Annotated in this window: 13 protein-coding genes; 8 read left to right on the top strand and 5 right to left on the bottom strand. The window is 70.2% G+C overall.

Annotated elements, in window-relative coordinates; all coding sequences use genetic code 11:
* Positions 1-49 precede the first annotated feature (49 nt).
* Positions 50-1,303, top strand: a complete 1,254-nt coding sequence (locus GXW78_RS05680) for an RsmB/NOP family class I SAM-dependent RNA methyltransferase (protein ID WP_246521900.1) — start codon at positions 50-52, stop codon at positions 1,301-1,303.
* Positions 1,304-1,619: 316 nt separating this feature from the next.
* Here GXW78_RS05680 and hslU read toward each other — a convergent pair whose 3' ends face one another.
* The 3 genes from hslU to murJ all read right to left on the bottom strand — a co-directional run bounded on the left by hslU (position 1,620) and on the right by murJ (position 5,287).
* Positions 1,620-2,945: an ATP-dependent protease ATPase subunit HslU gene (gene hslU, locus GXW78_RS05675; RefSeq protein ID WP_211866863.1), complete on the bottom strand. Its 1,326-nt coding sequence runs from the start codon at positions 2,943-2,945 to the stop codon at positions 1,620-1,622.
* A gap of 153 nt (positions 2,946-3,098) precedes the next feature.
* Positions 3,099-3,665 (bottom strand): ATP-dependent protease subunit HslV, encoded by a 567-nt coding sequence (hslV, locus tag GXW78_RS05670; protein ID WP_211866861.1) that lies wholly within the window; start codon positions 3,663-3,665, stop codon positions 3,099-3,101.
* An 80-nt stretch (positions 3,666-3,745) separates the two neighbouring features.
* A complete protein-coding gene (gene murJ, locus GXW78_RS05665) occupies positions 3,746-5,287 on the bottom strand; it encodes a murein biosynthesis integral membrane protein MurJ (RefSeq protein ID WP_211866859.1) in 1,542 nt (513 codons plus the stop codon).
* Positions 5,288-5,548: 261 nt separating this feature from the next.
* Here murJ and GXW78_RS05660 point away from each other — a divergent pair, with 261 nt between their 5' ends.
* The 6 genes from GXW78_RS05660 to GXW78_RS05635 are packed head-to-tail and all read left to right on the top strand — an operon-like array spanning position 5,549 to position 9,651.
* On the top strand, positions 5,549-6,484 hold the full coding sequence (locus GXW78_RS05660; RefSeq protein WP_211866857.1) for a Bug family tripartite tricarboxylate transporter substrate binding protein: 936 nt from the start codon (positions 5,549-5,551) through the stop codon (positions 6,482-6,484).
* Complete coding sequence (locus GXW78_RS05655) at positions 6,484-7,254, top strand: GNAT family N-acetyltransferase (protein WP_211867104.1); 771 nt, start codon at positions 6,484-6,486, stop codon at positions 7,252-7,254. Before GXW78_RS05660 ends, GXW78_RS05655 begins: the two co-directional genes overlap by 1 nt.
* 40 nt (positions 7,255-7,294) lie before the next feature.
* Positions 7,295-8,134, top strand: coding sequence for a shikimate dehydrogenase (locus tag GXW78_RS05650; protein WP_211866855.1), 840 nt, complete (start codon positions 7,295-7,297; stop codon positions 8,132-8,134).
* Positions 8,131-8,718, top strand: coding sequence for a dephospho-CoA kinase (gene coaE / locus GXW78_RS05645; RefSeq protein ID WP_211866853.1), 588 nt, complete (start codon positions 8,131-8,133; stop codon positions 8,716-8,718). The genes GXW78_RS05650 and coaE overlap by 4 nt, the downstream gene beginning before the upstream one ends.
* A gap of 31 nt (positions 8,719-8,749) precedes the next feature.
* Positions 8,750-9,448 carry a DNA polymerase III subunit epsilon gene (dnaQ, locus tag GXW78_RS05640; RefSeq protein WP_211866851.1) on the top strand — a complete coding sequence of 233 codons (699 nt, stop codon included), beginning with the start codon at positions 8,750-8,752 and terminating at the stop codon, positions 9,446-9,448.
* A complete protein-coding gene (locus tag GXW78_RS05635; protein WP_211866849.1) occupies positions 9,445-9,651 on the top strand; it encodes a hypothetical protein in 207 nt (68 codons plus the stop codon). The genes dnaQ and GXW78_RS05635 overlap by 4 nt, the downstream gene beginning before the upstream one ends.
* 7 nt (positions 9,652-9,658) lie before the next feature.
* Here GXW78_RS05635 and GXW78_RS05630 read toward each other — a convergent pair whose 3' ends face one another.
* Entirely contained in the window at positions 9,659-10,633 is a 975-nt protein-coding gene (locus GXW78_RS05630; RefSeq protein WP_211866847.1) for a quinone oxidoreductase family protein, read from the bottom strand.
* Between the two features lie 2 nt (positions 10,634-10,635).
* Entirely contained in the window at positions 10,636-11,139 is a 504-nt protein-coding gene (locus GXW78_RS05625; protein WP_211866845.1) for a methylated-DNA--[protein]-cysteine S-methyltransferase, read from the bottom strand.
* 150 nt (positions 11,140-11,289) lie between these two features.
* On the opposite strand from GXW78_RS05625, the gene mnmE reads away from it, so the two are divergent.
* Positions 11,290-12,609, top strand: a complete 1,320-nt coding sequence (gene mnmE / locus GXW78_RS05620; protein WP_211866843.1) for a tRNA uridine-5-carboxymethylaminomethyl(34) synthesis GTPase MnmE — start codon at positions 11,290-11,292, stop codon at positions 12,607-12,609.
* Positions 12,610-12,640 lie beyond the last annotated feature (31 nt).

The raw sequence follows: 12,640 nt of genomic DNA, 5'->3' as shown, positions 1-12,640 counted from the left end.
ACGGGCGCGGTGCCATGAAGCCTCGGCATCCCCGGACCCCGCGAGAACCTTGGCACCGATTTCTGGACTTCCCACCCGCAAAGCCGCGCGCGACCTGCTCGATGCGACGCTGGAACATCGCCGGCCGCTCGAGGAAGCGCTTGAACAATTGCCGAAGCGGCTCGACCCGCGGGATCGGGCGGCGGCGCACCGCATCGCGGCGGCGGTACTGCGGCGGCTGGGCAGCATCGACGAGGTGCTGAGTCCCTTCCTGCGGCGCGACCCGCCGCCCCCGGCGCGCCATGCGCTGCGGATCGGCGCGGCGGAGCTGCTGCTGTTGGACACGCCGCCGCATGCCGCCGTGGCCACCGCGGTCGCCCTGGCGCCCAAGGCCTTCGCGGGCCTGGTGAATGCGGTGCTGCGCAAGGTCGCGGCCGAAGGGCCGGCGGCGCTTGAGGGCCTGGATGCCCCCCGGCTGGATACGCCCGCTTGGCTGTGGTCGGCCTGGCACGCGGCCTATGGCCCCGCGGTGCGGGCGATTGCGGAGGCGCATCGCGGTCCCGCGCCGCTCGACCTGACGCCTGCACCCGGCGCGACACCGCCGGAAGGTGCGGAGGTCCTGCCAACCGGGTCCTGGCGCTTCGCCGCCGGCACACGGGTGACGGATCTGCCCGGCTTCGCCGAGGGGCAGTTCTGGGTGCAGGACGCGGCCGCCGCGCTACCGGCGCTGTTGCTGAAGCCGCAGGTGGGGGAACGCGTCGCGGACCTTTGCGCGGCGCCCGGCGGGAAGACAGCGCAGCTCGCCGCCGCCGGGGCAGAAGTGACAGCGGTGGAACGCGATGCCGGGCGCGTGGCGCGGCTGGCCGAGAACCTCGCGCGGCTGCGGCTGCCGGCGACCATCGTGCAGGCAGATGCGGCAGCCTGGGCGGCGCCGGAACCCTTCGACGCCATCCTGTTGGATGCACCTTGCACGGCGACCGGCACGATCCGCCGGCATCCCGACGTCGCGCACGGGAAGCGCCCGCGCGACGTTCCGGCGGCGGCGGAAGCTCAGTCGCGGCTGCTCGGCGCGGCGGCAGCGATGCTGAAGCCAGGGGGGCGGATCGTCTTCGCGACCTGTTCCCTGCAGCCGGAGGAAGGGGAGGCGCATCTGGCGCGCGCGGCGACGCTCGGCCTGGCGCACGATCCGTTCGGGACGGAGGAACTGGCGGGGCTGACGGAGGCGATCACGCCATCAGGATGCCTGCGGACGCGGCCGGATTTCTGGGGGACGCGAGGCGGGATGGACGGATTCTTCGCCGCACGGTTCCGGCGGGTAGGATAGCGAGGGGCTTTGCCCCTTCGGCACGGGTGCCCATTTACATTGCCTCGGCAATGCGAAAGGGGCCCGCAAAGGCCGAAGGGCGTTTGCAAACCTTGACCTGGCGCGGTGCCCGCAGGGTCGGAGCATGGTCGTCGCAGGCCCTGCGCACGAAAGGGCTTTCGGACCAGAAGAATGAGCTTCGCGCCCGGCGCCAAATCATGGCGGTCCAGGCCATCCATGGCCTGGCGGGGTGAGGCTCGGAGAGGGGCAGGGCCCCTCTCCGATCCAACCTTCGCGCAAGGCCCCTCCAACTCCGGCAGCGGCGTGAGCCCGCCTGTCAGAGAATGAACCGCGACAGATCCGCGCTGCCCGCCAGCGGCGCCACCTTGCCGAGCACCATGGCGCTGTCCACCCGCACGGTCTCGCCCCCGCGGTCGGAAGCGGTGAAGGACACCTCCTCCAGCAGCCGCTCCAGCACCGTCGCCAATCGCCGCGCACCGATGTTCTCGACGCTCGCATTGATCTCCGCCGCGAGGTCCGCCAGCGCATCCACCGCATCGTCGGCGAAGTCGAGCGACACGCCTTCGGTGCCGAGCAGCGCGGTGTACTGCTTCAGCAAGGAATGCTCGGGCTCACGCAGGATGCGCCGGAAATCGTCGCGGGTCAGCGCGGCGAGTTCCACACGGATCGGCAGGCGGCCCTGCAATTCCGGCAGCAGGTCGGACGGCTTCGCAAGGTGGAAAGCGCCGGAGGCGATGAACAGGATGTGGTCCGTCTTTACCGGCCCATGCTTCGTTGTGACGGTGGTGCCTTCGATGAGAGGCAGCAGGTCGCGCTGCACGCCCTCACGCGAGACATCACCGCCGCGGAAACCGCCCTCGCCGGTGCGGGCGCAGACCTTGTCGATCTCGTCGAGGAAGACGATGCCGCTGTTCTCGGCGTTGTGGACGGCGTCGCGTACCAGCGCGTCCTGGTCCAGCAGCTTGTCCGCCTCCTCCCGCGTCAGGGCGGTGCGGGCCTCGGCCACCGTCATCTTGCGCGGCTTCTGGCGGTTGCCGAACATCTTGCCGAGCATTTCCTGCATGTTCTGGAACTGCACGCCCTGCTGGCCCGGCAGGTCCACCATGCCGATCGGCATGCCGCCGCCGGCATCGGCAAGCTGCACCTCCACCTCGCGATCCTCGATCTCGCCGGCGCGCAGCATGCGGCGGAACTTCATCTTGGTCTCGCCCGAGGCAGCCTCGCCCACCAGGGCAGCGATCAGCCGCTCCTCGGCGTTCAGTTCGGCCTTGGCCTGCACAGTCCGGCGGGCCTGTTCGCGACCCATGGTGATCGCGGCTTCGACCAGGTCGCGCACGATCGATTCGACGTCGCGGCCGACATAGCCGACCTCGGTGAACTTCGTCGCCTCGACCTTCAGGAACGGCGCATTGGCAAGCTTGGCGAGCCGCCGAGCGATCTCGGTCTTGCCGACGCCGGTCGGGCCGATCATCAGGATGTTCTTCGGCACCACTTCCTCGCGCAGCCCTTCCGGAAGCTGCTGGCGCCGCCAGCGGTTGCGCAGCGCGATGGCAACGGCGCGCTTCGCGTCCTGCTGGCCGACGATGTGGCGGTCGAGTTCGCTGACGATCTCGCGCGGGCTGAGGTTGACGGCTTCAGACATGGTTTTGGCCCTCGGACGGCAGGCGGGCAGCACTCGCCGGCTTCGCGCTAGGCGCGTAGGCGCCGGCGGCTGCGGATGGGTTGGGCGCGGTCGCGCCTTGGGCTTCCGGATCGCGGCGGGCCGCGATGCGCAAGGCGCGCTTCTGGATCAGCATCACGCTTGCGGGTCCAGGCTCTCGAGAACGATGTTGCCGTTCGTGTACACGCAGATGTCGGCGGCGATCTTCATCGCGCGGCGGCAGACCTCCTCCGCATCGATGCCTTCCACCGGCAGCAGCGCGCGCGCGGCCGACAACGCGTAGTTGCCGCCCGACCCGATACCGATGATGGCATCTTCCGGTTCAAGCACGTCGCCCTGGCCGGTCAGCAGCAGGGAACGTTTGCCATCGGCGACGGCGAGAAGGGCTTCGAGCCGGCGGAGATAACGGTCGGTCCGCCAATCCTTCGCCAGTTCGACGCAGGCGCGTTCAAGCTGGTCCGGGAAGCGTTCGAGCTTCGCTTCCAGGCGTTCCAGAAGGGTGAAGGCATCGGCCGTCGCGCCCGCGAAGCCGGCGAGGACACGGCCATTGGCGATGCGGCGCACCTTGCGCGCATTGCCCTTGACGACAGTCTGGCCGAGCGAGACCTGCCCGTCACCGGCCATGGCGACGCGGCCATCCTTGCGCACGCACAGGATGGTGGTGCCGTGCCACCCGAGAGGATCGTTTTGTGAGGAGCTCATGATGCGCCGAAGATGGGCGCGGGGCGGGCCGGACTCAACCGGGGGTGCGCGTCGCGTTGGAGGCGGCCTGCACCGCGAGCCTACGCTCGCCGCCGCCGCAGCATGCCGAGCACCTCCCGCAGGTTGAACGCACGCAACGCCACCCCGGCTCCCACATACGCCGCGGCGCCAGCCACGATCAGCAGCACGGCCTGCAGCACGCGGCCGCCGGACGTTTCCGTGCCCGGCAGCAGCGCTGCAATGCCGACCACCACGGCCCCCATCACCACGCTTGCCGCCACAATGCGCGGCAGGACGCGCCGTGCTCGGCGATCGGCGACGAAGTGCCCCCGCCGCGCCAGGACAAATGCCAGCAGCCCGGCATTCACCCAGGCCGCGCAGGCGGTGGCGAGCGCGATGCCCACATGCGCCAGCCAGTTCATGAACAGCAGGTTCAGCGCGAGATTCAACGCGACGGCCGTGACGCCGATCTTCACCGGCGCGGAGGTATCGCCACGCGCGAAGAAGCCGGGGGCGAAAACCTTCACCAGCACGAAGGCCGGCAGGCCGAACGCGTAGGCGACCAGGGCCGCCGCACTCGCCGCCGCGGCCTCGGCGCCGAAGGCCCCGCGCTGGAACAGGGCGGCGACGATCGGATCCGCGGCGGCGGCCAGCCCCACGGCGGAGGGCAGGGTCAGCAGCAGCGCGAGTTCCGTGCCGCGGTTCATCGAACGGTGCGCCGCCAGAGTATGACCGGCGCGGAGCTGGCGCGACAGCAACGGCAGCATCGCCGTGCCGAGTGCGGCGCCCACGACGCCAAGCGGAAGCTGCGCCACGCGGTCCGCATAATAGAGGAAGGACACGGCACCGGACGGCAGCAGGGAGGCGATGATAACATCGACAGCAAGGTTGATCTGCGTGACGCCGGCACCCAGCAGCCCCGGCCCCATCCGCCGCAGAACGTTTCGCACCGGCGGCGTCAGCGCCGGCGGGCGCAGCAGGTTCAGCATCATGCCGGCCTGCCGGGCCGCCACCCACACCATGGCGAGTTGGACGACGCCTGAAGCGAGAACACCCCACGCGAGTGCATGGCCGGGCGTCGCGACGTAAGGCGTCAGGCCGACGAGCGCAGCCATCAGCAGCAGGTTGAAGAATACCGGTGCGGCCGCGGCCGCGGCGAAGCGGTCGAGCCCGTTCAGCACGCCCGAGACCAGCGCCGTCAGGCAGATCAGCGGCAGGTAGCCCATGGTGATGCGGGTGAGCTCGACGGCCAGTTCGAACTTCGCCGGATCGGCCTGGAAGCCCGGAGCCAGTACCACCAGCAGCTGCGGCATGAAGATCAGCCCCAGCACCGTCAGCAGCCCGAGCCAGATGCCGAGCAGCGCGCCCATGCGCTCCGCCAGGTCCTGCGCTGCCTCACGGCTCTCCTTCACCAGGGATCCGGCGAAGGCGGGAATGAAGGCGGCGTTGAAGGCGCCCTCGCCGAACAGGCGGCGGAAAAGGTTGGGCAGCTTCAGGGCGACGAAGAAGGCGTCGGCCACCGGCCCCGCCCCGAGCCGCGCCGCGATCAGCATGTCGCGCGCAAAGCCGAGGACCCGGCTCGCCATGGTCCAGCCGCCGACGGTAAGGACGGATCGCAGCATGACGAAGCTGTGCCTGCGGCGCCGGCGGGGCGCAAGGCGGCGAAACCATCCGGCAACCCGCCGGGACCACGGTCGTTGGGGTTACGAGGGTGCCGCGGTGGGCGGGGCCTCGTGCCGGACCGCTTCCATCACGGGAGCTGTCCTGCTTTGTCTGCATCCGTGGGATGCTGGCGCACTGCCGGGGGTTGGCGCAAAATCGCGCGTTGACCGCAGTGCTGGGGAGATTGGCTGCGAATGTCGGGGATTGCGCGCCGCGCCGTCATGGCAGGGGCCCTCGCCCTGTCCGCAACCGTGGCCAGGGCCCGCGCCGCCTGGGCGCCGGCCGGACCGGTTACGTTGATTGTGCCGTTCGCCGCGGGCGGCACCAATGACGATGTCGTGCGCGTGCTCGCCCTGGGCATGTCGGCCCGGCTCGGGCAGGCGGTGACCATCCATAACAAGCCCAGCGCCGCGGGGGTGCGCGCCATCGCGGGGTTGGCGAGCGCGCGGCCGGATGGCCGGCTGCTGGCGCAGTTGCCGGTGCAGGTGATCCGCTCGGCGCTGCTCGGCAATCTCGGCTTCGATGCCTCACGCGACACGACGCCCATCATCGGCGTGGCCGGGAGCGCCTATGGCAGCATCGCCAAGACCGGACGCTTCCCCAATGGCTGGCGAAGCTTCATTCAGGAGGCCCGGGAGAAGCCAGGAACATTATCCTACGGCTCCTCTGGCATGAACTCGACGGCGCATCTCACCATGGCGCGGCTGTTGCTGCGCGAGCAGGTCGACGTCGCGCATGTGCCGTTCCGCGGCGCCATGCACGGCGCTCGCGCTTTGGCCGACGGCGATATCGACGTGCTGGCCGGGCCCGTGCGCATCGGGGAGGCCGTCACCGCCGGAGAGGCGGTATGGCTGAACGTATGGAGCGCGCAGCGCCTCCGCCGCTGGCCTGAGGTGCCGACCCTGCGCGACCTCGGCTATCGGCTCGTGGTGACAACGCCCTTCGGCATCGTCGGCCCGCCGGGCCTGCCGGACGAGATTACCACGGCGATCCGCGAGGCGATCCTCGCGACCATGCACACCGAGAACTTCCGCAGCCTGCTCGAACGGCTGGACATGACCGAGGATTATCGCGACGGCGCGGCCTTTGGCGCCTTCCTGGCGGAATCGACAAGGATGGAGGAGATGCTGATCGGCCGGCTCGGGTTGCAGCCTTGATGCCGCCGGACGTGCTGTCGCTCGAACGGGCGACGCTGACCGCCGTTCCCGCGCCGCGCAACGGCTTCGACGGGCCCTTCGTATTGCGCGCGTTCGTCGGCGGCACGGGGCGCGCCAATGCGGCTTCCTCGCTGGATCCGGCTCCCGATGCGGCGCTCCCGGAGCGGGTTGCGCGGATCGAGGCGCGCTATGCCGCGCTCGGCTTGCCGGTGCGCTTCCGGTCGACACCGCTCGATCCGCCCGGGCTCGTCGAGCTGCTGGCGTCACGGGGCTATGTCGCGAAAGATGAAACGGCGGTGCTCGTCGCGCCGATCGGCACCATCGCCGTGCCGGACGCGGCGGCCGAATCGCGTTCCGCGCCGGATGCCGACTGGATGGCGGTCACTGCGACCGCTGAGCACCAGGGGCCTCGGCGCCGCGAGGAGAAGCAGGGAACGGCACCGTTGCTAACCGTGCCGGGTGCCTGGATCACGCTGCGCGAGAATGGTGCGGCGATGGCTGTCGCTTCCGTCGTCGCGGCGGGACCGCTGGCCGGCTACTTCGACCTGGCGGTGCGGCCTGAGTTTCGACGACGGGGGCTTGCGGCGCGAGCCGTTCGCGCAGCGGCCGACTGGGCGCGCGGGCAGGGCGCCGAGTGGCTGTTCTGCCAGGTGGCGGCGGCCAACATTGCATCGCTTGCGCTGAATGCAGGGCTCGGGATGCGCGAAGCCTATCGCTACACCTACTGGGTGCGGCCGCAGGATGGGACGGCACCGCTGAAATTCGGCTGAGAGCCTTGCGCCGGCAGGCCCGACGCGGCTTCCTGCGTCCATGCGACTTCTTTCTGGTCATGCTCGTCTCGCCGGCGTCCTCGGCTGGCCTGTCTCCCACTCGCGCTCGCCGCGGCTCCATGGCTATTGGCTGGAGTCGCTCGGCATCGATGGCGCCTACTTGCCGTTGCCGGTGCAACCCGGCGGCTTCGCCGCGGCGGTGAAGGCGCTGGCCTCGCTCGGCTTCCGCGGTGCCAACGTCACCATCCCGCACAAGGAGGCGGCCTTCGCGGTCTGCGATGCGGTGGATGCCTCGGCCCGCCGCGCCGGCGCGGTCAACACGCTGGTGTTCCGGGACGGACGGATTGAGGGATCGAATACCGACGGCTACGGCTTCATCGAGAACGTCCGCGACCATGTCCCGGAATGGGCGCCTTCGTCGGGGGCCGCTGTCCTTCTCGGCGCCGGCGGCGCGGCGCGGGCCATCGCGGCGGCCTTGCTCGATGCCGGTTGCCCGCGGGTGACGCTGGTGAACCGGTCGCGGGAGAGGGCGGAGGCCCTGGCGCGCGACCTCGGCGGTCCGGTTGATGTGGCGGATGCTCCACCGCTCCGCGAGGCCGCGCTGCTGGTCAATACGACATCACTCGGCATGCAGGGGCACCCGTCGCTCGATATCGACCTCGCGCCGCTGCCCCCATCGGCCGTGGTGGCGGACATCGTGTATGTGCCGCTGGAGACGCCGCTGCTGGCGGCCGCGCGGGCGCGGGGGCTGCGCACGGCAGAAGGGCTTGGCATGCTGCTGCACCAGGCACGGCCGGGCTTCGAGGCCTGGTTCGGCGGCGCCCCCCGCGTGGACGCCGCTCTGCGGGAATTGGTCGCCGCGGACATCCCGCCGCGATGATCATCATCGGCCTGACCGGAAGTATCGGGATGGGCAAGTCGACCGCCACCAACAGTTTCCGGCGGCTGAGCATCCCCGTGTTCGACGCCGATGCCGCGGTGCATCGGCTGCAGGCGCGCCGCGGCAGGGCGGTCGGACCGATCCGCGCGGCCTTTCCCGGCAGCGTCGTCGATGGCCGCGTGGACCGGGAGGCTCTGCGTCGCGCAGTACTGGGCGACCCCGGCGCACTGAAACGGCTCGAGGGCATCGTCCACCCGCTGGTGCGGGACGAGGAGCGCCGCTTCCTGGCGCGCGCGCGCCGGGAGGGGCGGCGGCTGGTGGTGCTGGACGTGCCACTGCTGCTGGAAACCGGCGGGGAGGCGCGCGTCGACCGCGTCGTCGTTGTTTCCGCGCCCGCGGCCGTGCAACGGACCCGCGTTCTGCGCCGGCGGGGCATGACGGAGGAACGCCTGACCTCGATCCGGGCGCGACAGATGCCGGACGCGGAGAAGCGGCGCCGGGCCCACCACGTCATCCCGACAGGCTTGAGCCGCCGCTTCGCCCAGGCACGCATCAAGCGCCTCGTCCGGCAACTCACGCCATAGGCGCGGTACGCGGTGCGCCTATACTGCGCGCATGCGCCAGATTGTGTTGGATACAGAAACCACCGGCCTTGAGCCCGGGCAGGGCGACCGCGTCATCGAGGTCGCCGCCGTGGAACTCGTGAACCTGCTGCCGACCGGGCTGGTCTTCCACAAGCTGGTCGATCCGGAACGCGACATCCCGGCCGAAGCGACGCGCGTCCACGGCTTCACCAGCGCCGATTTGGCCGGCAAGCCGCGCTTCGCCGAGATTGCCGCGGAAATGCTCGAGTTCCTGGGCGATGCGCCGATCATCGCCCATAACGCGCCCTTCGATTTCGGCTTCCTGGACGCGGAGCTGCACCGCTGCGGCCATCCGCGCCTCGACCGCGGTCGGATGGTCGACAGCCTGATGCTCGCAAAGGATCGGTATCCGGGAATGCCGAACAGCCTGGATGCGCTCTGCCGTCGGCTCAGCGTCGATAATTCCATGCGGTCATCGCACAACGCGATCCTCGACTGCCGGCTGCTCGCGCAGGTCTATCTGGAACTGATGGGCGGCAAGCAGCCGGGCTTGGAACTGGCATCGGCCGGCCTGAGCGGCGGACCCATTCTGGCGGTGGTCGAGAGCGTCGAATGGGTGTCGCAGCCGATCATCGTACCGGTGGACCGGATGGCGGCGCACACGGCCTTCGTCACGGCGAAGGTGAAGGATGCGCTGTGGCTGAAGGCGCCCTTCGGGGACGGCATATGATCCGCATCGCGGTCGGGGTTCTGCTTGGCTTCGTGCTGGGTTGGGTCGCGACCAGCGCGGCGGCGCTCGCCTATGGGGAGGTCGCGCGGGTCAGTCAGGCGGAGGGCGCCTATGCGATGGGCGCCGTCTTCCTGATGGGGCCGGCGGGCGGTGTGATCGGGGCGGTGATCGGCGGCCTGATCGGCGCGCGGTCGAGGCGCTGAGCGAACCTCAGGGCAGCAGGACGGTGCTGCCGGTGGTCTGCCGCGCTTCCAGCGCGCGATGCGCATCGGCGGCGTCCTTCAGCGCGAAGGTCTGGTTCACCCGGATCTGGACGGCACCGGAACCCACCACCTCAAAGAGGTCGTTGGCGCGGGCGATCAGGTCGTCCCGCTTCGCGGTGTAGGTCGCAAGCGTCGGGCGCGTCAGGTAGAGCGAGCCCTTGGCGGCCAGGATACCGAGATCGGGAACTGCCACCGGGCCTGAGGCATTGCCGTAGGAGACTAGCATGCCGAAGGGTGCGAGGCAGTCGAGCGAGGTGTTGAAGCTGTCGCGCCCGACGCTGTCGAACACCACTGGCAGCATCGCGCCGCCCGTAATGTCCTTCACGCGCGCGGGCACGTCATCCTTTGTCAGCAGGACATGGGCGGCGCCGTGCGCGCGGGCGAGCGCGGCCTTTTCCTCGGTGCTGACCACGCCGATGACGGTGGCCCCGAGGTGCTTCAGCCACTGGCACATGATGAGCCCGACGCCGCCCGCGGCCGCGTGCACCAGCACGGTCTGGCCGGACTGCACCGGGTAGCATTTCTTAATGAGGAACGCGGCCGTCATGCCCTGGAGCATCATGGCCGCGGCCTGCTCGAAGCCGATGCCCTCGGGCATCTTCACGAGGCGGTCGGCCTTGATGCAGCGCGCTTCGGCGTAGGCACCGATCGGCGCGGTGGCGTAGGCGACCCGGTCGCCGACGGCGACCTCCGTCACGCCGTCGCCCACCGCCTCCACGATGCCGGAGCCCTCCATGCCGATGATCGCGGGCAGCGACGGCGCCTTGTATAGGCCGGTGCGGAAGTAGACGTCGATGAAGTTCAGGCCGACCGCTTTGTGACGGACCAGCGCTTCACCGGGCTTCGGCGCGGGGAGGGGGATGTCCTCCCAGATCATCTTCTCCGGCCCGCCGGTCTCGTGGATGCGGATGGCGTGGGTCATGATCAACGGCTCCGTCGCTGGGCCGGCGTCGCGGCCGTGAAGAGAGTGTCGCCCCCGGCGGCGTTGCGCTCGAGGTCGAGAAGGTAGCGCTTGGTAGCCGCTCCCTCGCCGCCCGAATAGCCGCCGAGGGAACCGTCCGCTGCCACGACGCGGTGGCAGGGAATGAGGATCGGGATCGGGTTGGCGCCATTGGCCTGACCGATCGCGCGCGGGGCGCGGCAGCCAACCTGTCGCGCAATATCGACGTAGGAACGGGTCTGCCCCGGCGGGATGGCGCATAGCGCAGCCCACACCTTTTGCCGGAAAGGCGTCCCGTGGGGAGCAAGCGGCAGGTCGAAGGCGGTCCGGCTACCGTCGAAGTAATCCTGGAGCTGGTCGCGGGCCCGGAGCAGGAGCGGCGTCGGTTCCTGATCGCGCCCGCGGCCCCAATCCAGGGCGACGATGGCGCCATCCTCCTCGGACAGCGTGAGGTCACCGAGCGGGGTGTGCAGGGAGAGCTGCGGCATGGTTCTGCGACAGACACCCTACGCTTAGGCGCGTCAAGCGTGGGGCGAGGGCCGTTGGAGAGGCGGGCGGAGGCGGGTAGATGCTTGCGCCGTCGATGCCCGGGAAAGGTGCCTCGCGAGTGTTCCACGTGAAACATCCGTCGGCGTGACGTGAGCGCCACCGATACGATCTTCGCCCTGGCGAGCGGTGCCGGCCGAGGTGCCGTTGCCATCCTGCGCGTGTCCGGCTCTTCGAGCGGGGCGATCCTCGCGGCCATGGCGGGCCGATTGCCCGCGCCGCGGGTGGCCGGCCTGCGGCGACTACGTGACCCTGGCACCCGCGAGACCCTGGATCAGGCGCTGGTCCTGTGGTTCCCAGGGCCGCGATCGTATACTGGCGAGGACAGCGTCGAGCTTCACCTGCATGGCGGCCCGGCGGTGATCGCTGCGGTAGCCGGGGCTTTGACGGCCCTGGGTGCGCGGCCGGCCGAAGCCGGTGAGTTCACCCGCCGCGCCTTTCTGAATGGTCGAATGGACCTGACAGCGGCGGAAGGTGTCGCCGATCTGATCGCCGCGGAAACGGAGGCCCAGCGTCGGCAGGCGTTGCGGCAGGCCAATGGTGCCCTGGCGGCACTGTATGGCGGCTGGGCTGCGCGGCTGACACGGTTGCTTGCCCATCAGGAAGCAGCCATCGAGTTCGCGGAGGACGATCTGCCGACCGATCTGTGCGACCGGGCGAGGACCGGGGCGGCAGGGCTCCGCGGTGAGATCGAGGCGCATCTGGCAGATGGTGGACGCGGCGAAAGGCTGCGGGAGGGGTTGCTCGTGGCGATCCTGGGCGCCCCGAATGCCGGCAAGTCGTCATTGCTGAACGCCCTCGTGGGAAGGGAGGTGGCCATCGTCTCGGCCCGCGCGGGAACGACGCGTGATGTCGTGGAGGTGCGGCTCGCCCTCGCCGGCGTCCCGATAACGCTCGCGGATACCGCCGGGCTGCGAGAGGCCGGCGACGAAATCGAGCAGGAGGGCATCCGCCGCGCACGCAGCCGGGCGGAGGAGGCCGACCTGGTGCTGACGGTCTTCGCTGCGGACGCCACGCCCGACGCTGAGACCCTGCGATGGGTCGGTCCCGATGCGATGGTGCTGGCCAACAAGGCGGATCTGGTCCCGGCGCCGGCGATGATCGGTGGCGTCGAGGCGCTGGCAGTGTCGGCACTGACTGGCGCCGGACTGGATGCGCTACGTGCTCGCCTGACCGAGAGTGCCGCGCGGCTTGCTGGCGCCTCCGATGCTGCCCTGTTGACGAGACCGCGGCACCGCGCCGCGCTGACCGAGGTCGTCGCCTGGCTTGGCGATGCAGAGACCGCTGTCATGCCTGAACTGGCGTCCGAGGCGTTCCGTGCCGCCCTGCGGGCCCTCGGCCGTCTGACTGGCAGGGTGGGCGTGGAGGACATTCTGGACGTCGTCTTCGCCGACTTCTGCATCGGGAAGTGATCGCCGCGGACTGGCACAGTGAAAGAAAGGG

This window comes from Neoroseomonas terrae, assembly GCF_018129025.1.
In the GTDB taxonomy this organism is placed as follows: Bacteria; Pseudomonadota; Alphaproteobacteria; order Acetobacterales; family Acetobacteraceae; genus Neoroseomonas; species Neoroseomonas terrae.
Note: the sequence above shows the minus strand (reverse complement) of the source record. Positions and strands in the feature narration are given on the sequence as shown.